Origin of the sequence: Chryseobacterium ginsenosidimutans, assembly GCF_039536845.1 — a bacterium.
Taxonomy (GTDB): domain Bacteria; phylum Bacteroidota; class Bacteroidia; order Flavobacteriales; family Weeksellaceae; genus Chryseobacterium; species Chryseobacterium ginsenosidimutans_B.
In genome coordinates this window covers 144,167-168,155 of the sequence record NZ_BAAAZJ010000011.1, presented here as the reverse complement: position 1 = coordinate 168,155, position 23,989 = coordinate 144,167, and the positions used below count along the sequence as shown (strand labels likewise).

Annotated in this window: 24 protein-coding genes and 2 tRNA genes; 16 read left to right on the top strand and 10 right to left on the bottom strand. The window is 34.0% G+C overall.

The genetic code is table 11. The features are described from left to right. The first annotated feature begins 17 nt into the window (after nt 1-17). From rplU to ABD745_RS17045, 4 genes are all read left to right on the top strand, one after another. Entirely contained in the window at nt 18-593 is a 576-nt protein-coding gene (gene rplU / locus ABD745_RS17060; RefSeq protein ID WP_081986787.1) for a 50S ribosomal protein L21, read from the top strand. Nucleotides 594-605: 12 nt separating this feature from the next. Further along, nucleotides 606-863, top strand: coding sequence for a 50S ribosomal protein L27 (rpmA, locus tag ABD745_RS17055; protein ID WP_047399085.1), 258 nt, complete (start codon nt 606-608; stop codon nt 861-863). Nucleotides 864-1,063: 200 nt separating this feature from the next. Beyond that, a complete protein-coding gene (locus tag ABD745_RS17050) occupies nt 1,064-1,231 on the top strand; it encodes a bacteriocin-like protein (RefSeq protein ID WP_344832851.1) in 168 nt (55 codons plus the stop codon). 158 nt (nt 1,232-1,389) lie between these two features. Then, nucleotides 1,390-1,575, top strand: coding sequence for a hypothetical protein (locus tag ABD745_RS17045; RefSeq protein WP_344832848.1), 186 nt, complete (start codon nt 1,390-1,392; stop codon nt 1,573-1,575). Nucleotides 1,576-1,615: 40 nt separating this feature from the next. Here ABD745_RS17045 and ABD745_RS17040 read toward each other — a convergent pair whose 3' ends face one another. Beyond that, nucleotides 1,616-4,144 (bottom strand): DUF5686 family protein, encoded by a 2,529-nt coding sequence (locus tag ABD745_RS17040; RefSeq protein WP_344832845.1) that lies wholly within the window; start codon nt 4,142-4,144, stop codon nt 1,616-1,618. 410 nt (nt 4,145-4,554) lie between these two features. Here ABD745_RS17040 and ABD745_RS17035 point away from each other — a divergent pair, with 410 nt between their 5' ends. Beyond that, the gene (locus ABD745_RS17035) at nt 4,555-4,680 is read left to right on the top strand and encodes a hypothetical protein (protein ID WP_344832842.1); all 126 of its coding nucleotides are present in this window, start codon (nt 4,555-4,557) and stop codon (nt 4,678-4,680) included. A 210-nt stretch (nt 4,681-4,890) separates the two neighbouring features. Here ABD745_RS17035 and ABD745_RS17030 read toward each other — a convergent pair whose 3' ends face one another. The 7 genes from ABD745_RS17030 to ABD745_RS17000 form a co-directional block, all read right to left on the bottom strand. Beyond that, a complete protein-coding gene (locus tag ABD745_RS17030) occupies nt 4,891-5,208 on the bottom strand; it encodes a hypothetical protein (RefSeq protein WP_344832839.1) in 318 nt (105 codons plus the stop codon). A 14-nt stretch (nt 5,209-5,222) separates the two neighbouring features. Further along, on the bottom strand, nt 5,223-5,519 hold the full coding sequence (locus ABD745_RS17025; protein ID WP_344832836.1) for a hypothetical protein: 297 nt from the start codon (nt 5,517-5,519) through the stop codon (nt 5,223-5,225). A gap of 1 nt (nt 5,520) precedes the next feature. Next, nucleotides 5,521-7,692: a zincin-like metallopeptidase toxin domain-containing protein gene (locus ABD745_RS17020; RefSeq protein WP_344832833.1), complete on the bottom strand. Its 2,172-nt coding sequence runs from the start codon at nt 7,690-7,692 to the stop codon at nt 5,521-5,523. A 411-nt stretch (nt 7,693-8,103) separates the two neighbouring features. Then, nucleotides 8,104-8,180: transfer RNA gene (locus tag ABD745_RS17015), tRNA-Asn, on the bottom strand. A 252-nt stretch (nt 8,181-8,432) separates the two neighbouring features. Beyond that, nucleotides 8,433-8,509: transfer RNA gene (locus tag ABD745_RS17010), tRNA-Asn, on the bottom strand. Nucleotides 8,510-8,590: 81 nt separating this feature from the next. Then, nucleotides 8,591-9,946 (bottom strand): RIP metalloprotease RseP, encoded by a 1,356-nt coding sequence (rseP, locus tag ABD745_RS17005; protein ID WP_344832830.1) that lies wholly within the window; start codon nt 9,944-9,946, stop codon nt 8,591-8,593. A 104-nt stretch (nt 9,947-10,050) separates the two neighbouring features. Then, entirely contained in the window at nt 10,051-10,491 is a 441-nt protein-coding gene (locus ABD745_RS17000) for a DUF6646 family protein (RefSeq protein WP_344832827.1), read from the bottom strand. A 103-nt stretch (nt 10,492-10,594) separates the two neighbouring features. On the opposite strand from ABD745_RS17000, the gene ABD745_RS16995 reads away from it, so the two are divergent. After that, nucleotides 10,595-11,347 carry a nitrilase family protein gene (locus ABD745_RS16995; protein WP_344832823.1) on the top strand — a complete coding sequence of 251 codons (753 nt, stop codon included), beginning with the start codon at nt 10,595-10,597 and terminating at the stop codon, nt 11,345-11,347. A gap of 157 nt (nt 11,348-11,504) precedes the next feature. On the opposite strand, the gene ABD745_RS16990 is transcribed toward ABD745_RS16995, so the two are convergent. Together ABD745_RS16990 and ABD745_RS16985 are read right to left on the bottom strand one after the other, a co-directional pair. After that, complete coding sequence (locus ABD745_RS16990; protein WP_344832818.1) at nt 11,505-11,804, bottom strand: thioredoxin family protein; 300 nt, start codon at nt 11,802-11,804, stop codon at nt 11,505-11,507. A gap of 183 nt (nt 11,805-11,987) precedes the next feature. Beyond that, the gene (locus tag ABD745_RS16985) at nt 11,988-13,397 is read right to left on the bottom strand and encodes an MBL fold metallo-hydrolase (RefSeq protein ID WP_344832812.1); all 1,410 of its coding nucleotides are present in this window, start codon (nt 13,395-13,397) and stop codon (nt 11,988-11,990) included. 272 nt (nt 13,398-13,669) lie between these two features. Between ABD745_RS16985 and ABD745_RS16980 the strand changes: the two genes are divergently transcribed. The 10 genes from ABD745_RS16980 (at nt 13,670) to ABD745_RS16935 (ending at nt 23,934) form a co-directional block, all read left to right on the top strand. Next, nucleotides 13,670-15,196 (top strand): helicase HerA-like domain-containing protein, encoded by a 1,527-nt coding sequence (locus ABD745_RS16980; RefSeq protein ID WP_344832807.1) that lies wholly within the window; start codon nt 13,670-13,672, stop codon nt 15,194-15,196. A 146-nt stretch (nt 15,197-15,342) separates the two neighbouring features. Continuing rightward, on the top strand, nt 15,343-16,566 hold the full coding sequence (locus tag ABD745_RS16975) for a 3'-5' exonuclease (protein WP_344832800.1): 1,224 nt from the start codon (nt 15,343-15,345) through the stop codon (nt 16,564-16,566). A 24-nt stretch (nt 16,567-16,590) separates the two neighbouring features. Further along, complete coding sequence (locus tag ABD745_RS16970) at nt 16,591-16,785, top strand: DUF5808 domain-containing protein (protein ID WP_344832795.1); 195 nt, start codon at nt 16,591-16,593, stop codon at nt 16,783-16,785. A 158-nt stretch (nt 16,786-16,943) separates the two neighbouring features. After that, complete coding sequence (gene lysA, locus ABD745_RS16965) at nt 16,944-18,143, top strand: diaminopimelate decarboxylase (protein ID WP_344832790.1); 1,200 nt, start codon at nt 16,944-16,946, stop codon at nt 18,141-18,143. A gap of 243 nt (nt 18,144-18,386) precedes the next feature. Then, complete coding sequence (locus ABD745_RS16960) at nt 18,387-20,120, top strand: thiamine pyrophosphate-dependent enzyme (RefSeq protein ID WP_344832786.1); 1,734 nt, start codon at nt 18,387-18,389, stop codon at nt 20,118-20,120. Between the two features lie 121 nt (nt 20,121-20,241). After that, nucleotides 20,242-20,727, top strand: a complete 486-nt coding sequence (locus tag ABD745_RS16955; protein WP_344832783.1) for an energy transducer TonB — start codon at nt 20,242-20,244, stop codon at nt 20,725-20,727. A 19-nt stretch (nt 20,728-20,746) separates the two neighbouring features. Continuing rightward, nucleotides 20,747-21,163, top strand: a complete 417-nt coding sequence (locus ABD745_RS16950; protein WP_344832778.1) for an energy transducer TonB — start codon at nt 20,747-20,749, stop codon at nt 21,161-21,163. Beyond that, the gene (locus ABD745_RS16945; RefSeq protein WP_344832775.1) at nt 21,150-21,884 is read left to right on the top strand and encodes a hypothetical protein; all 735 of its coding nucleotides are present in this window, start codon (nt 21,150-21,152) and stop codon (nt 21,882-21,884) included. Before ABD745_RS16950 ends, ABD745_RS16945 begins: the two co-directional genes overlap by 14 nt. Nucleotides 21,885-22,001: 117 nt before the next feature. Continuing rightward, the gene (gene miaB / locus ABD745_RS16940) at nt 22,002-23,438 is read left to right on the top strand and encodes a tRNA (N6-isopentenyl adenosine(37)-C2)-methylthiotransferase MiaB (protein ID WP_344832771.1); all 1,437 of its coding nucleotides are present in this window, start codon (nt 22,002-22,004) and stop codon (nt 23,436-23,438) included. 64 nt (nt 23,439-23,502) lie between these two features. Beyond that, entirely contained in the window at nt 23,503-23,934 is a 432-nt protein-coding gene (locus ABD745_RS16935; RefSeq protein ID WP_344832768.1) for a hypothetical protein, read from the top strand. Nucleotides 23,935-23,989 lie beyond the last annotated feature (55 nt).

The window sequence follows — 23,989 nt, the reverse complement described above, 5'->3', positions numbered from 1 at the left end:
CTAAAAATTTATAAACAATGTTTGCAATTGTAGAAATAGCAGGGCTTCAATACAAAGTTGAGCAAGACCAGAAGTTGTTTGTGAACCGTTTAAAAGGAGACAAAGGAGGAAAAGTTTCTTTCGATAGAGTACTTCTTACTGTAAACGGAGCAATCACTGTAGGCGCCCCAGCTGTAAGCGGAATCACTGTGGAAGCAGAGATCCTAGACCACGTAAAAGCTGATAAAGTAATCGTTTTCAAAAAGAAAAGAAGAAAAGGTTACCAAGTAAAAAATGGTCACAGACAATCTTTGACTCAAATTCAGATCACTGGTATCACAGGATTTGATGCTGCTCCAAAGAAAGCTGCGAAAAAAGAAACTGCTAAAGCAGAAGTTCTTTCTGACAACGCAACTGTTAACTTCGGTGAAGATCACGAACTGAACTACCACTTGAAGAAAAACAACTTGTCTCAGTCTAAAGAAAACAGAGAAACTTTAATTACTTTAGGTAAAGCAGTTAAAGTTGAATTAGAAAAAACTGTTCTTACTCACGAAGAAGTAGATGCTGCTATCGTAAAGAACATTGATACTTTTAAAGCGTTAAATAAATAATCCACTAATAAAATGGCACACAAGAAAGGAGTCGGTAGTTCCAAAAACGGTAGAGAATCTCACTCTAAAAGATTAGGTGTGAAGATTTTCGGAGGACAAGATGCTATTGCCGGAAACATTATTGTTAGACAAAGAGGTACTCAACACCACCCAGGTGCAAACGTGGGAATCGGTAAAGATCACACTTTGTTTGCTCTAGTAGACGGTAAGGTAGTTTTCAGAAAAAAAGCAAATAACAGATCTTTCGTATCTGTAGAAGCAAACGCATAATTTAAGCGTTTTATAAAAATTAAAACCTCAACATTTTTTGTTGAGGTTTTTTTGTGTTCAAATTTTCATTAAAAGTTAAATTTTTCATATTTATTCAAATTTAAGTGAAATATTTATATATTTGATAACAATCAAATAACAAGTTAATTGCGGATGCCGAAAAGCAAATAGAGTAGGCGACAAATTAAAACAAAATATTTATGAAAAATTTAAAAAAATTGACGAAAAAAGAATTGAAAACAATTGCAGGAGGTGCTGAAAGATGTCCTCCTCTGGCAAGCTGGTGTGTAGAATGGTGTACTTGGTCTGCATGGCAAAAAGAACATTGTCTAAATGCGGTCCTTGATGTTATGCCATGCGATTGTTAAAAAAAATACTCATATTTGTTATATGCCTCATTTTATGGGGCATTTTTATTGTTATAAATAACTAAAAGAAATTTTTTATATTTGTTAAGTATCAAACACTAAATCAATTGCGATTGCCGAAATGTATAAGAGTAGGCGAAAAACTAAAACAAAATATTATGAAAAATTTAAAGAAAATCAAAAGAGAAAAACTTAAAAATGTAATGGGAGGAGCGCTTCCGGTAAAAGATTGTTTGCCATGTGATGTGTACTGCAAAATCCCTGAAGGTGAAAGACCTTCTTGTAGTATTGTTTATATTATAGCCCATTGCAACGGTTGCAAAGACTATCCTGTAGAATCTTAATAAATAAAAAATCTCCTTCAATTTGAAGGAGATTTGTATCTTAAAACCCAACCTGGAATCCTGCTTTGATTCCGAAAGTTGAAATGTCAGGTCGATCGAGATAGTTTCCTCGCCAGTTGAAATCTACGCGGAAAATTCTAAGATTTCCGAAGCCTATATTTTCAATTCCGACACCGTATTCGTAATAGATATGTTCACTTGGTGCAGAATATTTGAATCCTTCTACATTGATGGCTTTCGAAGCGTCGCTTAAAGTTCCGTAAGCTCCCCTTATAAATGCAATTTCTCTTAATTTTAATTTCTTAATCAAAGGGATGTAAGAAAGTATTTTGCCGTTAAAATGATGCTCCAAATGAAGTGTTGTATAAGTGTCTGCAACGAATTCATAATAATTAAGCTGAGCAAAAGTATTTTGTGCTAAACTATAAGACTGATTTCCCGGAATTACATTCTGTAAAGCCAATGGAACGGTATTAAAGTTTTTCCCTGCCTCAAAACTGATTAAAGTTTTACCCCAGCTTCCCAGTAAAACAGGTTTGTAGAACATGAACTGTAATTTGTTATAATTAAAGTCCGATCCGAATATTCCTTCAACACCTTTCGTATATTTCAAAACGATCGTCGGAGCCAATGTTCCGTGTTCGTATCTGTCGATTCCGGTTTGCGAGAATTTTGCACCTGGTCTTGCAATTAAGCTTAAAGTAAAGTGAGAATCATTCGTCGTTTTTCTCAAATCACCATTTTTATAGTACATCAGATTAAAACCATCAGGATTGGCAGATTTTATACTCTGCATCGTCCCGTCCAGCCTGATCTGAAAGTTTTTCCAAGGTTCAATAGATGTGAAAACATTAGTTTGATTTACAGAGCTTAATGAAGCATTTTCACCTCTGGCAAAAAGCGTTGACGAAGCAAATGTTCTTGCCATAATTCCGTCGTCATTTGTTAATTGAACTCCCAATTGCAAGATATCTCTTCTTGTACCTGCTCCCACTGTAAAGCGATTCACCCTGTTAAACATGAATCTTCCTTCAGCACCATATTTTAGTTGCTGATCTTTGAAACCATAAGCCGTATAAAACTGAACTCTCCAAGGATCGTTTCTTGTAAAATAAGTTCTCGCTCCCAGTCGTATTCTGTCTCCTTCCACTTCATTCTTACCGTAAATAGAGAAAATAGGACCTAAATCAATACCTAATTTCTTAACATTGTAATAGCCAGAACCTAAAGTTTCATATAGCTTCACAATTCGGTTGAATTTTGGAGTCTGCTGAAGCTTATCAAGCATATCGTAAATTCCCTGTTCGCTTTTTGATAAGGAATCCGGTCTGGCTTTTAACCAATAGCTATCGTCTTTATCAACGAATTTATCATCATATTCTGCTTCTGTTCTTTTGAAAACTTTGTCTTCCAAAGGTTTATTAAATTGATATTCGGAATAATCGACAGATCTCTTAGCAATAATACTTTTTGAGGTTTTCTTTTTCGAAAACGGGGTCATTTCAATCTCTGTGACGAATTTTCTTGGTAAGAAAGTATTTTCGTCAGGATTGTCATATTCCAGTTCGGTTGAAATTCCATTGATGAAATTGACGTTGATTTTCTGCGTTGATTTTAAGGTTGCTCCCAAAACCGCATAGCTGTCAGTATCAATAAAAAGATAACCCTGAAATGCCAGAACTTCTGTTCTTCTTGGCTGATATCTTATTTTGAAAGCTCTTTCTCCACGTACAGAAATAGTATCAACCAAATTGTAATCATAGGTACTAAATCCTGTTTCTCCAACAGGACTTGGGAATCCGATATCGAAATAATTTAAAGTATTATCATAAATATTAATATCACGGTAAAGGTTTTTTGCCGTTAAGGTAATAATCTGATTATCCTGAAAGCCCGATGTTTTTTGAGCAACTAGAAGTCTTTTTGATTTTTTGGAAGGTTTATTTTCACCGTAGTTTTCGTAGACGGCTTCATTTAAAAAAACGGGAAGACCGATTTTTCCGCTAGCTGTGGAATCTTTATAGTCAAAAATAAATTCAAGCTTGTTGAAGATTTTTCTCTTCATAAATGCGCTGTCCAGGTTGTTGGCATCAAACTGAATTTTCTCGTATTCCTTGTAAGTGTAGGTGTCGAATTTGTCTAGTCCGTTATTTCTTTTTCTCTTCCAGACTTCCTGCATAATTGCATAGGCCGGATTTTCCTTTTTATTTTTGTATTTAGGTTTTTCGTTGTGGATGACAACTTCCTGAATATTGCCGACTTTTTCCTGGGAAAGCTTCACAAAAATATTTGTAGCCTTTTCGGGAGTAACCTCTACACTTTCTAACGAATAGTTTTTTCTTAAAAATTTTAATTTATAAATGATACTATCGGACTGAACCATAAAGTTTCCCGAAGTAGTAGTTAGAGCAGGCTTATCATTTTCATTGATGAATACATCAACACCGCTGATTTCTTTATTTGTTTTTGCGTCTACAATTCTGCCGTTCGCTGAGTTTTGTGCGTAAACGAAATCAGCAAAAAAAATAAATAAAAAGAGGGAGTAATATTTGGAGTTGTTAATTGACATTTGTTGTTTCTTCAAGCTATTGCATAAACAAAAAGTATGCAGTTTTATTGTAATAAAGTAAATAATATTTAAACTTTAATCAATTTAAATACAAAACTACAAATGTAATAAAAATAACAGCATCATTTTGACAGTGTTATAGATAAATATTTGTTAAAATAGTGAGTGTATTTCGTGTATATAATCATAAAAAAAGACCTACATTTCTGTAAGTCTTTTGGCTCCTCCTGCTGGGCTCGAACCAGCGACCCTCTGATTAACAGAAAGAAGTCTCATCTGTTTCTATGTTTTTATTTATATTACTAAAATATTGAAAAACAAAGATATAAAATCCTCATCTACGGGAACTTGTAGAAGAATCTTTAGGTGATACTCTGGAAAAACATTTTGATGAGTTGGCTAATGATGAAATGAAAGACTTTGTAAAAATGATTCCATTGGAGAGGAGATATGATAGATACTTTGAGGAGTTGTTGAGATTTTCCCAAGCAAACCCAAACTACAGAGCTGTTATTGCAGATAAAATTTCTTTATAAATCAAATAACAGGTGTAGACCTTTAACGAGATTTTTAAAACCAAAAATTCCCTCTAAAATGGAGGGAATTTTTGGTTTTCTATATATGTAGCAACATAAGTGTAATATTTTACATATTAATAATTTGATTATCAATATTTTATCAAAAACAAATGGAAGATTAAAAATTTACCTGTTTTTTAATGGTTTTACTAAATGAAAAATGATTGATTATTTACTACCTTGCCTTACTTCCGTTGAGATTTCTCCATTATTATGAGTCTTGTAATAAATGAAACTATTAAAACTATGTTGTAAGTAAATCGGATGACCAGTATCATCGTTAATTATAAGTCCTGCTAATTGGTTTTTATCCCAATCTTCTTCTCCAAAAAATACCGATACATTCCAAGAGTTGATTTTTTCTCCATCCAAGTAGAAATCTTCATTTTCACGGATAACCATTTTTTCTTTAGTATCATATATAAAATTCGTTTTCTCTAAAACCTCTTTAGCAATTTCCTCAATTTGTTCTTTTGTGTGTTTCATTTTGCAAGAGCAATTTACTTTCTGATGTAATTTCCATCAGAATTTTTCATTATTTCTGATGTTTTGTGTTTGCTTCTAATGTAAATTGGTTCTCCACTTTCATCAGAAATTAATAAAAATATTGCACTTTTAAAAACGGGCTCGTTAATAAGAATAGTCCAACAAGGAAGTTTTTTATTTTCATTTCCATGTATACTTTTTTCTTTCTCAAATGATGCTCCTTCTATGTTTTTTTCATTATAATATTTTGCTTGTAAGTCTTTTAGTATAATCTTTGCTTTTTCTAAAATTTCTTTTTCTGTATAATTCATCTTATGGAATTTTTATAGGTTCTAAATTATAATTATATATTGGATTAGTTCTGATGTCATTTATATATTCTAAGGAACTTTCTAATTCTGCTTTTGTCCATCTTTGTCGATTCTCATAAATTTGTTCCCAGACATACATTTCTTTATCCAATAATTCTAAATCATGGTATGCTTCTCCAGCTTGCTCAAAGTGCTTAACATGTGCCATTTCGTGAAAAGCTACAAGTTCAGAAGCTCCCTCAGGTAAAACGAATTGTTTATTCACTGCATCAAATCCTCCAACCAAATCATTTTCTCTCATAAATTGAAATAAGTCATCAGCATTATCTATTACTCCTAATTCTGGTATTTCAACAGCTTTGAAAAGTTTTTTAATTGCTACTGTATCATTTTCCAAAATTAGATTTATACCTTTTTGCTTTAAGATATCCCTGAGTTTAGTTAGTTGTTCAACAGTTAGAATTTTACCACCAAACTCATCTAATTTTCGAGCTGACATCCAATCTAGCTCTCCTTTCTCTAATCCAATGGGTTTATTTCCTTCTCCAAATATAGCATCAATTTTCTTTTTAAGCCATTCTGCAACTTTTCCATTCTTTATGGCTTCTATCATTTCAAGAAACTCTTTTTCAAGCCATTTATAGAGGTCTTGTACTGTGTTTGAAATTTTCTTCCCTAAATTTTTAGAAAAGTTTAAAGCTCTTGCTCCTGCCTGTTCTGCTTTAGCTGTTAATCTGCTAATTTTTGCAGAAGCTTCTGCAACTAAAGAACTCCCACCTGTAAAGTAAGCAATAATAGCGTCTAAAATCAATTCAAAGGCAACTCCTCCAATAAAGTAAGCCCCAAAATATTCATTATAGTTAGTGATTTTTTTAGCCAAACCAGAGATAAAAGTAGAAATATCTTTCCATGCTTTTTCATCTGTGAAAAGTTTTTTAACCCCATTAAGAAATTCTTTTGCATTTTTATCAAATAAATCTACAAAATCTTCTATAAATTCCAGTTTCTCCTGATACTTTGCCAGTTCTAAAGGGTTTAACTTTTCTAATTCAAAAATTGGTATATTGTCTACTATCATTGCCAAAAGCATGATAATCAATTGAGCCAAAGAGATAAGCCCGTTGAGTATTCCACAGAGAAAAGCATTTATCTTTGCAATTTCTTGGTTTAATTTTTCAGTAATTATATTTCCTATACCTGAAATAATATTCTGAACTTCTTTAAATAATGCTTTTAGTTGATTATAAATATTCTTTATGCTGTCAGGCATGTTATCTTCTATAAAATTCTTTACAAGAAATGTAACAGCAAACAGAATATCATCAGTAATAGTAGGTGTTGCTGCCACGATGTTGAAAACAGCAGCAGTGGAAATTTCATCAAACGAGGCAACAAACTCTGAAAGTTTTTTCAATCCTGTTTCTGCAATCCCTTGTTGATTGTCAGACATGTTTTTATACTCATTGCAGGGGAATGGAACGGGAATAATAGGTTTGTATTTTACTTCTTGTTTAGGAAAACCACTTGCACCAGCCTTATTTTGAAAATTACTATACATAGGTTCTACATAAAACTTGATGTAGTCATAATTTTCCTCTGTAAATTTCCATTTTTCAGTAGCTTCAATACCTCCTCTCAACCAATCTGCCAATTGATTATTTAATGAAGATACTTTTTTAAAGGCTTCGTTGATTTTACTTTTTTCAAGTATTTCTAAATAAATAGCACCTTTCAATAGTGTCTCATCAATTCCATAATCTTTGGCAATTAGTTTGATGAGACTATTAAAATCTGAAACACTTCCATCTACCGTATTACCATCATAATTAATGGTTTTTCCTTTACTGTTGTAGTCTCTTGTTAATCTTTGTCTTGCATAATCTCCCATTTTCACCCTGCAAGCTGTGCCAAAAAAGTTGCTGGTGTTTTTGGAAGTCTCCTCGTAGTAAATAGTAAAGTAGTCAGGTTCTATTTTGTCCTTTTCGTACCTGTCAAAAACTTCTATTCCACTTTTACAGAAAACAGCTTGATGATGAACTACACTGTATTTTTCTGACTTGGGATAGCTGTCTTTTAGCTCTGGAGGAACAACAAAGGTTTCGTAAAACACACTGTTTTCTCCTAAAGGGCTGTCACTGTTTTTACTTAAAACGTAGTTTAATCTCTGTATCATAATCATTTGGGTTTATTATGAGCCAAATGTAGATACGGGTAACGACAAAACTTGTCGTGTTACTAAATCAATTAAGTTATTATTAAAATGATATTATGAGAATTTTGGTTTAGTCAGAATGTGAAGCCTCTTTTTATGTATCGTGCAAGTACCTAATATAGGAAACAACCCCACCCTTGATTTGTAATTTTGGATATACTCCCCTTAAAGCCCCAGATTTTAACCTTATATATGATTTTGACAAGATTTTTAAAAGAGTGATAATTTTTGTTAGGAATGTAGTTGAATCCTTGTCTGCCTTGACCGAAACCTTGACTTTATTTTACTATTTTTTGATAAATGCCTTGACCGAAACCTTGACCTTGACAAAATTAAAAAGCACCTACATTGCTGTAAGTGCTTGATTTTGAGTGGCTCCTCCTGCTGGGCTCGAACCAGCGACCCTCTGATTAACAGTCAGATGCTCTAACCAACTGAGCTAAGGAGGAATGTTCTTCCCTTTTTGGGTGCTGCAAATATAATATGAAAAATAATATTATGCAAATTTTTATTTTAGAAATATTGAATCTTTTCCTTTGGTGATGGGTGTTTGTAGTTATTTTGTTGTTTTTCAGGTATTTAAATTATAGAGGTTTTAATCAAATAATGAAGTGGAATTTTGTTATGATTTATATTCTAATAAAGAATATGATAAGGTTAGATTAAAACAAAAAAAAGACTCACATTTCTGTAAGTCTTTTTGGCTCCTCCTGCTGGGCTCGAACCAGCGACCCTCTGATTAACAGTCAGATGCTCTAACCAACTGAGCTAAGGAGGAATATCCTTTGTTTTTAGTGGTGCAAATATAGGACGAATATTTATACCCTACAAATATTTTTATTAAAAAATTTTAAAAATATTATAGCTTATTAGTAAAGATCTTGAAGATGTCACTTCCAAAGATTACTAACATCAAGCCTAACAGGAAGATAACTCCTACCATCTGTGCATTTTCCAATACTTTTTGAGGGACAGGTTTTCCAACAATCATTTCATATAACGTGAAAATTACGTGTCCTCCATCTAATCCTGGGATAGGAATTAAGTTCAAAAATGCCAACCAAACAGAGAACATTGCCGTGAAACTCCAGAAAGCCGGCCAATTGATTCCGATACTTCCGTCAGCAGCTCTGTCTACAGGCATGTTTTTTACGATAGCAATCGGTCCGCCTACATTTTTGTATCCCTGAATTTTAGAGTTAAACATAATTTTAAACTGTTTAACCTGCATTGTCAAAGCTTCAATTGATCTTTCAAAACCTCTTGGAATTGATTCTCCGAAAGAATATTTCTTATTTGTTGTGATAGATTTTAAGATATCTTTTGTGTTGATCTGAACGCCCAATTTTCCGTTTTTATCTACAGAAACTGCAGGAAGATTCTGAACCGCTCCGTTTCTTTCAACATCTATAGAAACTGTTTTACCTTTATTTTGATTCAAAAGAGCTCCAACCTCATCATAGTAAGCCGCTTTTTGTCCGTTAATTGCAATTACTTTATCTCCTTTAGCCAAACCTGAAGCCTGGGAAGCCGGTGTTGCCAAAGCCTCGATCTGCATAGCAATTCTTGGAGAAATGTAGAGTTTTGCTTCTTTTTGCTTTAAAACCTCTGCAACTCCGTCGGTATTTACCGGGAAAGTTACTTCTTGTCCGTTTCTAAGCACTGTAACGTTGTCTCCTAAAAGAATATTAATGGAAGTGTTTTCTAATCTTTCAGCTGGTTTACCATCGACTTTTAAAATTTTATCACCGTTCTGGAAACCCATTTTCTTTCCTGCAGAAGTAACTTCTACACCGTTCGTGAATTTATTAAGATCTGTATATGTTTCACCATTGAAAAGAGAAAGACAACTGTAAATCAACCAAGCTAAGAAAAAGTTAACTGTAACTCCTCCCAACATGATAATTAACCTTTGCCAAGCTGGTTTTGCTCTGAATTCCCACGGTTGAGCAGGCTGCTTCAATTGCTCTGTATCCATGCTTTCGTCTACCATTCCGGCGATTTTTACATATCCTCCGAAAGGAAGCCAGCCGATTCCGTATTCGGTTTCGCCAATTTTTTTCTTAGCGATTGAAAACCAAGGATCGAAGAAAAGGTAGAATTTTTCAACTTTGGTCTTAAAGTATTTTGCAGGTAAGAAGTGCCCAAGTTCGTGAAGGATTACCAAGATAGAAATGCTCAATATAAATTGAAACAGTTTGATTGCTATTTCCATTAATGCTTTTTATGTTTAATTTGCAAAGGTAACAATTATCAAAACTATGCCAAATAAAAAAGCTCCCCGAAACGAGAAGCTTTGTCATATAATGTAATGATTTCTTATAAATTAATAGAAACTCCCAGACTGCCATTGTTACCGACTTCTGCAAATACACCGATTCTGTCAGTAAAAAAGTATCTGGCGCCAATATGAGCACCGATCCCGAAATCTCTTCCCAAAACGCCAACATCGACTCCTGGATAAATATCTAGTTTTTCAGGTAACTGTAAGGTTTCTTTCAAATGGAAATTCACCCTTCCGAAAACAAAAACTCGATTGTCGTTATCATTATCTTTATAATTGCCAAAATATCCGTTAATACCTGCTCCGACCGAAATTAATTTATTTAAACCATAATCATAAGTTCCCGTAATTCCTGTTCCGTATCCCCAAGCGCTCAATCCGGCGTTGATTTTTTGATCTCCTTTTCCTGTCCAGGCTTGTGCATTTGCTGTAGTTCCTGCAAAAATCAGCATGAACATAAAAACCAATTTCTTCATAAATTTTACTCTTTTACTATTATTACTAAAAAATATCCGCAACAAAAATAGAACCGAAATCATTTGAAAATCGTATTTTTATTGAAGTTTTTTAACAAAGTTTATGAAAATAACAGGACTGAATTTAGATATCATCTGGAAAAATAAAACAGAAAATTTTCAATTAATAGAAGAGGAACTACAAAATCAGGAAGCCGATTTGTTTCTTTTACCGGAAATGTTTCCAACAGGTTTTTGCATGGATGCTTCCGAAGTTTCAGACAGAAATTTAGAATCCTTAGAGTTTTTAAAGAAGATTTCAAAAGAAAAAAATGCAGCATTTTGCGGAAGTGCTCCGGTTGAAGATAATGGAAAATTTTACAACAGAATGTATTTTGTTCAGCCCAACTCTCAAGTTGATTTTTATGATAAAAGACACCTGTTTTCTTTTTCAGGTGAGGATAAAGTGTATACTCCCGGAAAAGAAAGAGTAATTGTAAATTATAAAGGATTCAGGATTTTACTGCAGGTTTGTTATGATCTTCGTTTTCCTGTTTTTGCCAGGAATAATGATGATTATGATGCCATTTTATATGTTGCCAACTGGCCAGAAAAAAGAGTCGGAGCCTGGGAGCATTTATTGAAAGCAAGAGCTATTGAAAATTTATCTTTTGTTTTTGGTTTAAACAGAATCGGGACGGATGGGAATAATCTGTTTTATCAGGAAAGTTCACATTGTTTTTTCGCGGACGGAAAAGAAATTTCAGAGAAAAATGAAAATATCGTTTCTGCAGAATGGAATATTGAAGAATTAAAAGATTTCAGAAGTCACTTCCAGTTTTTGAATGACCGGGATTCTTTTTCTGTTGAGGTGTAATGATAATGTTAATTAGCAATTCGTTTGTCATCCCGTAGGGATCTGAGCACGAATCTTTCCAAGTTTTATCTCTAACAATGCTTAGATCCCTACGCGGGATGACAAACGAATAGTTATAGTAATGTTTGAAACAAAAAACTGTGAAAAAAATCACAGTTTAAGCATATTGTTGTAAAAGTTGCGTTAATGTATTCACGTCATGAACGCCGCTTTCTTTCCATAGCATTTCTCCTTTCTTGAAGATGGCTAAAGTAGGAACTCCACGAACGCCGTACTGGCTGGCAAGAGCAGGATATTGATCCACGTCTACTTTTATAATTCTGGCGTTTTCGCCAATGTTTTCCTTTACCGTATTCAAAACCGAAGACTGTACTTTGCAAGGCTGACACCAAGTTGCAAAAAAGTCGATCAAGACAGGTCTTTCGGAATCTATAATTTCTTGAAATTTTTGTGACATAGTTTTTGAGTTTTATAAAAAACACTTTAGTCTATTAAGGTTGAAATCAGTTAAAATCACTTAAAAGAAATCGAGAATTGTCGAAACTTTGTGTTTTTAATGCTTTCTTTTAAATAAACTAAAGTGTAACGATTTGTTATGCATTAAAATTATTGCAAAAATAATTCCAAAAAAATTTTTATTTTATAATGTTTTCGATTGACAGACAAAATCGGAAGTTGGGAATTTTTCTGTTTTTTTTATTCCGTTGAATCCTCCGTCGATTTCAGTAAAGTTTCTGATTCCGTGTGAATTAAGAATACTTGCTGCGATCATACTTCTGTAGCCTCCTGCGCAGTGCAAGAAGAAATGTTCAGAATCGTCGACTGTTTTTACCCAATCGCTGATTAAATCTAAAGGTTTATTATATGCATTATCGATATGTTCTGCAGCGTATTCTGAAATTTTACGAACATCGATCACTTTTGAATTTTCTGTAAACTGTTCTGCAAATTCTGCTGCAGAAATTCTTTTTACTTCATCGGTTTCCTGTCCTCCGTTTTTCCAGGCTTCAAAACCGCCTTTTAAATATCCTAAAACATGATCAAAACCAACTCTGCTTAATCTTGTGATGGCTTCTTCTTCTGTTCCTTCATCAACAATTAATAATAACGGATGCTTTACATCAACGATTAAAGTCCCAACCCAAGGAGCAAAATCACCTTTTAGACCAATATTTACAGAATTCGGAACAAATCCTTTGTAAAATTCTCCCGGACTTCTTGTGTCTAAAATCAATGCACCTGTTTCTTCTGCATAAGCTTCAAAATCTTCAACAGAAATTGGTGTTAAACCTTTATTCATAACTGTGTCAAGACTTTCGTAGCCACCTTTGTTCATGGCTACATTCATCCCGAAATATTTTGGGGGAGCTGTCAATCCGTCCAGAACTTCTCTTATAAACGATTCTTTATCCGGTTGATTCAGTGCGTAATTTGTTTTCTTTTGATTTCCTAAAATATCAACCGTCTCTTTCTGCATATTTTTTCCGCAAGCCGAGCCTGCACCATGAGCTGGATAAACTGTAATGCTGTCATCCAACGGTAAGATTTTCGTGTGTAAACTATCATAAAGAATTCCAGCGAGATCTTCCTGAGTGATACTTCCTGCTTTTTGAGCAAGATCGGGTCTTCCCACATCTCCTAAAAATAAAGTGTCACCTGTGAAAATTGCAGTTTCAACCCCGTTTTCATCGATCAAAAGATAAGTTGTGCTTTCCATGGTATGACCGGGGGTGTGCAGAGCTTTTATTTTTACCCTTCCGATTTCGAAAATCTGATTGTCTTCTGCAATGATAGCTTCAAATTCCGGTTGTGCAGTTGGTCCGTAAACAATGGGTGCGCCTGTTTTTTTGCTTAGATCCAGATGTCCTGAGACGAAATCTGCGTGGAAGTGTGTTTCAAAAATATATTTTAGAGCTACATTGTCCTTTTCCAAACGATCCAGATAAGGTTTTACTTCTCTGAGAGGATCGATAATCGCTGCTTCATTTTCCGATACGATGTAATACGCACCCTGAGCCAGACATCCTGTATATATTTGTTCGACTTTCATTATGTGATTGTAACCGTTTTAATGTTTTAATTGAAATACAAAAATCGGCTTTATTTTTTTAAATCAAAGAAAAATTAAGAATCTATACTGATAGAATAAATCTATAAAGATTTTATTTGTTCTAATTTAGATCAGTAATCTTCGGAAATTCAAAAATTTCAGGTACTAAATAGGTGTTTTTTATATTTTGTGTAGAAATTAAATCATGATTAATCTTCAATACTTCAATATTCCTTCAAAAAATTTTATATTTATCAGTTAAAAAATATCAAATGGCAGACAAGGCACAATTTATCGAAGAACTTAATGCAAGGTATATTCCGAAAGGAGAACATATTATATTAGGAAAAGGAATGTTGGATGGGGAGGTTGTTCCTGAAATCAATGTTACCATTCCTTTAAAGACAATTAACCGACACGGACTTATTTCAGGGGCGACGGGAACAGGAAAAACGAAAACATTACAGGTTTTTGCAGAACAGCTTTCTCATCAGGGAATTCCGTCTTTAGTTTTGGATATTAAAGGAGATTTTTCAGGAATTGCAGAAGCAGGAACAAAAAATCCGGCAATCGAAGAACGATATGTAAAAACGCAGCTTCCTTACAATCCGCAATCATTTCCCGTAGAATTGATGACAATTTCCGGAGAGAGGGGGGTGAAATTAAGAGCTACAGTTACGGAATTCGGACCTGTTTTATTAAGTAAAATTTTAGAATTAAATGATACTCAGCAAAGTATCATGTCAATTGTTTTTAAATATTGTGATGATAAAGGTTTGCCTTTAATTGATCTGAATGACCTGAAAAAAGTTCTTCAATATGTCACAGAAAATCCAGAGGGAAAAGCAGAGCTTTCTTCTAATTACGGTTCTATTGCTTCGGCTTCTTTGGGGGCTATTTTAAGATCGATCGTTGCTTTGGAACAGCAGGGAGCTTCAAGTTTCTTTGGAGAACTGAGTTTTGATGTTCATGATTTGCTTGAAACAAGAGACGGAAAAGGGGTTGTAAATATTTTACGAGTTGCTGATATTCAAAGTAAACCACAGCTGTTCTCAACTTTTATGCTTTCACTTTTTGCGGAAATTTACATGACTTTTCCGGAAGAAGGAGACAGCGGAAAACCGAAACTGGTTTTATTTATCGATGAAGCACACTTGATTTTTGATGAATCTTCAAAAGCTTTGGTATCCCAAATCGAAACAATGGTAAAGTTGATCCGTTCAAAGGGTGTCGGGATTTATTTTATTACACAAATTCCGGGTGATGTGCCGGAAGCGGTACTTTCCCAATTAGGACTAAAAATCCAGCATGCATTAAGAGGTTTCACTGCAAAGGATAAGAAAGAAATTTCTAAAGCTGTAGAAAATTATCCTACAACAGAATTTTATGATGCTTCCACTTTAATTCAAAATTTAGGAATAGGAGAAGCGTTTGTGACGGCTTTAGATGAAAAGGGAATTCCGACGCCGTTGGTTCATACCTATTTAATTTCTCCGGAATCAAGAATGGATGTTCTAAACGATGCAGAAATTTCAGATTTGACAAATAAATCGGCTTTAGTTGCTAAATATGAGAAAGTTATAGACAACGAATCTGCCTACGAAATACTGGTAAAAAGAATGGAAGAGGCTGCACAGACAGCTTCGCCAAATCAAAAAACCAAACCGGTAAAAGAAGAACCGGGAGTGTTTGAACAGGTGTTGCAAAGCAAGGCAGGGCGAACTTTTACAAGTACTTTGATGCGTGAAGGAGCGAAAGCAATTCTGGGAATGCTTGGTTTAGGAGGAAGGAGACGATAGGATTTATATAAAAATTTATTATTTTAGCAGGATTGGCTAAATTCAGGAGAATGTATTGGCATAAGTTATGTACTAAGTTTACAAATTAAGCTTATGCCTTTTAAAGAAGCAATAGTATAATCTAAAAGAAATTTGTATAAAAATTAATGTATTCAATAATTGACATAGAGAGTAATGGTGCAGGTTACAGAAAAGAATGCATTATTGATATTGCTATTTACAGGTATGACGGTCAGAAGATTGTTGACCAGTTTATTTCTTTAGTGAATCCCGAAAGTGATATTACCCCTTTTGTACAGAAACTGACCAATATTACACCAAAAATGGTGAAAACAGCACCAAAATTTCACGAAATAGCCAAAAGAATTGTTGAAATTACAGCAAATACAACATTGGTTGGGCATAATATTGATTTTGATTACAGAATGCTGCGTCAGTCTTTTCAAAGGCTTGGTTATGATTTTAAAATCAATTCTTTAGATACGATTCCATTGGCGAAAAAACTGATTCCGGATGAAGTAAGCTATTCTCTTGGAAAATTGGTGAAATCGCTCGGAATTCCCTTGACAAATCATCACAGAGCGGAAGGAGACGCTCGTGCAACGTTGGAGCTCTTCAAGCTTTTAGTGTCAAAAGATACCGAAAATGAGATTATTCAAAAGCAGCATGATGAAACGAATTCAAAGACTTACATCAATAAAATCAAAGTTTTAACGCAGGATCTGCCAAACGAAAAAGGATTTGTTTATTTTCAGAATGAGGCAGGGAAAATTATTTTTTCCGATCATGTTCAGGATATTAATAAGTTTTCAAAGAAAATTTTTAACTCTAAATCTAAAAAATGGGAAGCCATTCAGCAGGATGTTGAACAGATCAATTACGAACCTACAGGAACGGATATTATTGCTAAATTGATCTTAAATTCGAAAGGAATCAGAAAAAGAGATACTCTTGCTTTTGGTCTTTATCACAGGAATAATAAATATATCGTTGAAAAAAACAAACTGAATAAAGTTGACAAGCCTATCCTTAAATTCAGGTCTTTCACACAGGGTTCAAAAGCGGTTGAGTTCATTGGAAAACTTGAAGAATATAATGATATTGAAGTTTTCAAAAATAAAATTGAATTCAAAAAACGGAGTGAGCTTTGGTTGGGACAAGGAAGAAAATTAGGCGAAAAATTATTCCTGATTATAGAAAACGGAAGGGTAATTTCGTATGGTTTCTATGAGCTTTTCACTCAGATTCAGACATTAAGTAAGCTTTCAAAATTAAAAATAGATCTTCAATATCAATCAACAGACCTGAATAACGATTTGCAATTGGCTTTGCTGCGCGGTGATTTTGAAACGCTGCCCCTGCCAAAATAACCCGATATACAATAAATTTTGACCATGGATAATTTCAATAAAAAATCTTCTCCCTGGAAATTGGGTATTTTCTATTATAATAAGGACGACAAAAGATTATTTCCACCAAAAAGATTAGGATTGGGCTGGACGGTTAACTTCGCAAATCCGCTGTCTGTCATTGCATTTTTGCTAATCTTAGTTATAATTATTTCAATCGGGAACTGGTTGAAAAAGTAAGATAAAATACTTTCTAAATTTTTCAAAAAAGTTTTTTATTCTGTAAAAACGGATTTATAAGAATAACGTTCTATGTGATTGATTTTAAAATATAAACAATTTCTCACTACATTTGCACTTTCTTAATAATAATAAAAAGAAGTTTTACTTAATTAATTATGAATTCAAAAGAATTACTAAAGATTGCCAATGAGTTTGGCACACCGGTGTATGTTTACGATGCTGAATCCATCAAAACTCAATATGAAAAACTTACATCTTCTTTTTTAAAACACACAAAGTTCTTCTATGCAGCGAAGGCGTTGACAAACATCAACATCCTTAAGTATGTCAAGAACCTGGGTGCTTCTTTGGATTGTGTATCGATTAATGAGGTGAAACTTGGATTAAAAGCTGGATTTCCTAAAGAAAAAATATTGTTTACTCCCAATTGTGTAGACTTGGCTGAAATCGAGGAAGCAATGACGTTCGGAGTGCATATTAATATTGACAACATCTCTATTCTTGAGCAATTCGGGAATAAATACGGAAATACATATCCAATTTTAGTAAGAATCAACCCGCATATTTTTGCAGGTGGAAACTATAAAATTTCCACAGGTCATATCGACAGCAAATTCGGCATTTCCATTCATCAGGTTCGTCACATTGAAAGAGTGATGAAAAGTACCAACCTTAATGTGGAAGGTCTTCACATGCACACCGGAAGCGAAATCAAAGATCCTGAAGTTTTCTTGCAGGCTTTGGATATCATGCTTGAACTTTCTGAGCATTTCCCGAATCTGAAATATCTGGATATGGGAAGCGGCTTCAAAATTCCTTATCAGGATACGGAAGAAGAAACAGACGTAAGAACGCTGGGTAAAAAAGTAGAAAGAGTAATTTCTGAATTTTCAAAATCTACTGGTAAAAAATTCGAACTTTGGTTTGAGCCGGGGAAATTTTTGGTTGGGAAAAGCGGTTATTTATTGGTTAAAGCTAATGTAATCAAGCAAACTACAGCTACGGTTTTCGTTGGAGTAAACTCAGGATTCAATCACTTGATTCGCCCAATGTTCTATGATTCTTACCACGTTATCGAAAATTTATCTAATCCAAAAGGAGCAGAAAGAATTTATACCGTAGTCGGAAATATTTGTGAAACAGATACTTTCGCATGGGACAGAAAACTGAATGAAGTAAGAGAAGGTGATATTTTGGCGTTCCATAATGCAGGAGCTTACGGTTTTGAAATGAGTTCAAATTTTAATTCAAGATTAAAACCTGCTGAAGTTCTTTTCTTAGACGGAAAAGCTCATTTGATCAGAAAAAGAGATGAATTTGAAGATCTTTTGAGAAATCAGATTGAAGTATTGTAGATTTATTCTTATGATAACAGAGTGAATTTTGCTTCATCTAAAAGATAATTAATTTTTAATAAAATAATAAGAGACTTTGCAATCCTGCAGAGTCTTTTTTTTGATTATAAGTAAATTTTAATATTCAGGAATCTTTAAAATATTTATTATTCCCTAAATTTGATAGAGACATATTTCTAAATAAGAAAAAGCCTCTGATCGATATTCCACAATCTTTTTTAAATAACCAACAAAATATTAATTATGGCTAAAAACGTAGCTGAGCAAATCGTTGAAATGCTCGAAAATGCAAATGTAAAAAGAATTTATGCAGTAACGGGCGACAGCCTTAATCATTTAAATATTGCTGTTAAAAAAAGCAGCATCGAATGGATTCACGTAAGACACGAAGAAGTCGGAGCATATGCTGCTGCTGCAGAAGCGGAACTTGACGGTTTTGCCGTTTGTGCAGGAAGTTGCGGTCCGGGACACGTTCATTTGATTAACGGAGTTTACGAGGCGCATCGTTCTCACGTTCCGATGTTGGTGATTGCTTCTACGATTCCCAGTGAAGAAATGGGAATGGATTATTTCCAGGAAACCAATACGATAAAATTATTTGACGATTGCAGTCATTACAATCAAATGATTACAAGACCGGAACAGGTTCAAAGAACTTTGCAGGCGGCAATTCAGCATGCGATTTCTAAAAAAGGAGTTGCTGTAATTGGTCTTCCGGGTGATGTTTCAGAATTGGATGCGGAAGAAGCAGCAACTTCCAATAAAATATTTAAAACCAATCCGATTATTCGCCCGTCTGATGAGGAGTTGAATCAATTGGCAGGTTTAATTAATGAAAGTAAAAAAGTGACGATCTACTGTGGGATTGGTGCAGAAAAAGCCAATGCTGAGGTTGTAGAATTATCAAACTATTTAAAATCTCCTGTTGGATATTCTTTCCGAGGGAAAATGGCGATTCAGCCAAATAATCCGAATGAAGTGGGTTTAACCGGACTTTTGGGACTTCCTTCCGCTTATCACGCGATGCACGAGGCGGATTTGTTGATTCTTCTGGGGACAGATTTTCCTTATCAGAAATTCATGCCTGTTAAAAATAAAATCGTTCAGATTGATGAAAGTCCCGAAAGATTGGGTAGAAGAGCCAAGGTAGAATTAGGTTTAGCGGGCGATGTGAAAGAAACCATTAAAGCTTTATTACCTTTATTAAAAGAAAAAACGGATGTTCATTTCCTCAATCAGCAATTGGAATTTTACGAAAAAGTAAAAGAAACACAATTGACTTATGTGAAAGATTTCGGTACAGAAAATGCTATTCAGCCAGAGTTTGTGGCGCATACTTTAGATAAATTAGCTAAAAAAGACGCGATTTTCACTGTGGATACGGGAATGTGCTGTGTTTGGGGAGCAAGATATATTACCGGAACCGGCGAACGAAAAATGTTAGGTTCATTTAACCATGGTTCGATGGCAAATGCAATGCCAATGGCGATTGGGGCTTCTCTTGCGCATCCCGATAAACAAGTCATTGCGATGTGTGGAGACGGAGGTTTATCGATGTTATTGGGAGATATGGCTACCATTTTTCAATATAAATTACCTGTAAAACTGATTGTCTTTAACAACAGAGCCTTGGGAATGGTAAAACTGGAAATGGAAGTCGGCGGAATGCCCGATAATGAAACCGATATGATTAACCCTGATTTTGGAATGATTGCTCAGGCAATGGGCTATCCGGGAAAGAATGTTCATAAACCCGAAGAAGTTGAAGCTGCAATTAAAGGATGTCTGGATTATGATGGGCCTTATTTACTCAATATTTTCACGAATCCAAATGCATTGGCTTTACCTCCAAAAATTGAATTTGACCAAGTGATAGGAATGACAAAATCTATGGCGCAACTCATGCTTGGCGGAAAAATGGAAGAAGCTTTAGATACCGTAAAAACAAACTATAAACATATCAAAGGATTGCTATAATGAATGCTTCTATGAAGAAATAATTTTCGGATAAAAATATATAAGAAACTTTGCTGTGAGGTGAGGTTTCTTTGTTTTTTTGGTTGTAATTTTGCTGTATCAACTTCAAATAATTTCGCTTATGAAAACATTCGCATTGTTTATGGGACTTCTGTTATCAAATTTTGCCTCTGCACAAGTCGATGTTGAAGAAAGAGATGATAATTTCATTACAGAAAACAATAAAAATATTTTAAAGATAGACATCAAAGAACCTTTGCTTCAGGTTGCTGTAAAAAACTGTAATGATTTTAAAACAGCAAGTTTTGAGGGTGGTATTCCGGCTTACAAAGAAACATTGAGAAAATATATGTATGATTATCTGAATACAGAATTTTATGTTCTTAATGGAGATTTTACATTTACTCTTACGATAGATCAAAATGGAAAAGTTACCAATATTGAAGGTACTCCGAAAGTTTCAAACAGTCAGGTTTTCTTTGATGATATGAAGTATGTGGTAAGAAGAATTAAGAAAGGCTGGATTCCTGCAACTTGTAACGGACAACCTGTAACATCACAAGTGAAAATCAAAATGAATTTATCTTCAATTGCTACAGACGTATAAAAAACGACTTTTATTAACCATGAAAAAATATCTTTTAATTCTCTCTTTATTGCTGTCAGGTAGTAAAGTATTTTCGCAGGAAACCACAATTCAGACTCAGCAAACATCAACAAATTATCAAAAAGCAGAATTTCCGGGTGGCGATAAAGCTTTCCAAAAAGAATTCATGAATATGGTTCATGCCTACATTGATATTGCTTTATATGCAATTCAAGGCAAGGTTACCTTTATTTTTAATATTGATACGAAAGGAAAGATCAACAGAATTGATGTTCTTCCAAAGTTCAAAGACAATGAAATGTTCATTGATGATATGAAATACGCAGTGAAAAAAGTAAAAGGAAAATGGAGTCCTGCGATACAAAACGGAGTTCCAGTGGATTCTAAGTTTGTGATGAAAGTTAATTTTAGTCATGATGTGTATGATGTTGATTAGAAGGTTTTTATTTTGCTTTTCGTTGATTGCTTTTTCTTTTATTAAGGCACAGGTTTTGGACGAATATCCTAAAAACCAGGAATTTTATGAAGGTGGGCTTATCAATTTCTATAAAGAAGCTCATGATTATCTAATTAATAATAATCTTAAAGAATGTGATGCGAAAGAAATCTATCAGCCAAGATTTTTAGTTACAAAAGATGCGCTTATAAAGTTGGTGAAGGATTCTGATACAGCAAACATTTCAAAAAATAAATGTGCTTATAATATTTCTTTGGAGATTTTTAAAAATCTTAAAAACTGGAAGCCGGCAGAGGTAAAAGGAGGAAAATTAGGAGCATTGGCTGAAGTTATTATTTACCCAAAAGATATAATGAGTAATTATAAAGAAAGTTATAATGCAAATAATTTTATAAAATCGGCTCAGTATCCAAAAGGATATGAATATTTCACAAAAGATTTTCATGATGAGTTTATGAGTCTTTTTTCTGATTATCATATTAATGGAAGCATCAATTTAGAATTTTATGTTGATAAAGATGGTCATGCTTTAAATCCTAGAATTTATCCCGAAATTAGAGATCAGAAATTTAATATAGATTTTTTTAGAACCTTTTCAAGATTAAAAAAAACTTGGAAACCTGCATTATATTTGAATATACCAATTAAAGAAAAGATTGTCTATCCTATGAATTTTTCTACAAATTTCTATGAAAGATAATCCTGCCATTCTGTCACAAGATTTTGTATCTTTGCAAATTAATTCAAAAGTTCAAAGTTTAAAAAATCAAAGTCGGAAAACCTTGAGCTTTAAATTTTAAACCTTAAACAGACCATTGTGCAAGAAAAATATATAGACGAAACAAAGCAGGGAGAAGCTTTTGCGATTGCAGAAAGAGACGGTAACTCAAAGAAATTATTCTTGGAGAGTTATGGCTGTCAGATGAATTTTTCTGATTCTGAGATTGTTGCATCAATTCTTAATGAACAAGGTTATAACACGACCTTGAAGGTAGAAGAAGCAGATCTTATTCTTTTAAATACATGTTCAATCCGTGAAAAAGCTGAGCAAACGGTAAGAATGCGCCTTGCACAGTTTAAAAATCTTAAAAAAGAAAGACCAAGCATGACGGTTGGTGTTCTTGGATGTATGGCAGAAAGATTGAAAACCAAATTCTTGGAAGAAGAACAATTGGTTGATCTTGTCGTTGGTCCCGATGCATACAGAGATTTACCAAACCTTTTAAAAGAAACCGAAGACGGGAGAGACGCCATCAACGTAATCCTTTCAAAAGAGGAAACGTACGCAGATATTAATCCGGTTCGTTTAGGTGGAAATGGTGTTACGGCTTTTGTTACCATTACCAGAGGCTGTGATAATATGTGTACTTTTTGTGTAGTTCCGTTTACGAGAGGTAGAGAAAGAAGCCGAGATCCGCATTCTATTTTAGAAGAATGTAAAAGCCTTTGGGAAAATGGTTACAAAGAAATTACCTTGTTAGGACAAAATGTTGATTCTTACCTTTGGTACGGAGGCGGTCCTAAAAAAGATTTTGCGAAAGCTTCAGAAATGCAGAAAGCAACAGCAGTTAATTTTGCACAATTGCTTGATTCGGTGGCTAAAGCTCTTCCTGAAATGAGAATCAGATTCTCAACGTCCAATCCTCAGGATATGAGTCTGGATGTGTTTAGAATGATCGCTAAACATGATAATATCTGCAAATATGTTCATCTACCTGTTCAAAGTGGAAGCAATAAGATGCTGGAGGCAATGAACAGACAGCATACGCGTGAAGAATATTTAGATTTAATTAAAAAAGCAAAAGAAATCGTCCCGGATATTTCTTTTTCACAGGATATGATTATCGGTTTTTGTAATGAAACTGAAGAAGATCACCAAGATACGTTGAGTTTAATGAGAGAAGTAGAATTTGACTACGGTTATATGTTTGCTTATTCAGAAAGACCAGGAACTCCTGCTCACAAAAAAATGGAAGACAACATTCCTGCTGATGTCAAACAAAGACGTTTGGCGGAAGTAATTGCTTTACAGGGCGAACTTTCAAGGAAAAGAATGGCGGGTTATGTCGGAAGGGTACACGAAGTTTTAATTGAAGGAATTTCCAAGAAGAATAAAAACCAGTGGAAAGGAAGAAACTCTCAAAACGCAGTTTGTGTATTTGATATGCAGGAAGGTCAGAAAATGGGTGACATTGTGAACGTTTTTGTTTTCGACAACACGCAGGGCACACTTTTAGGGGAAACTGTGAAATAGTAAATTAGCCTAAAATTTAGAATTAAATAAAATTATTATCAATATTAACTCAATAAACTAGACAATGGAAAAATTTCAGAAATATTGCCTCAGTGTTTTATTGGTAATAATTTGTAGCAATATCTCGGCGCAGGCAAGCAATGGAACCATTAAAAGTGAAGATTGCAAACAGCTGTATGATATTTATAGCCGAATTTTAGGTCATGAATGTGAAATTTCACAAGAGTTTTGTTTAAAAGATGAACCGATTCGCAATTTCGCAATTGGTCATAAGCAAAATGCCCTTGATCTTATTGAGAAATTCTTTTCAGGAAAGCAAAAATACAATTCTTATAAAAATAAACCGGAAGCAGATTTTTCTGAAAAAGAAAAACACAGTCAGCTTCTGAAAAACTTCGAGAAAAACAGTAAAGAAAATCTCTTTGCTGATATTTTATATTTTAAAACAAAAGTTTCAAAAGTCAGAAATAAAGATTATTTAAATGTAATCAGTTAATTATTATAAAGATAAAATTAAAATCATTCTTAACAAATTAACTCATTTTCTACAG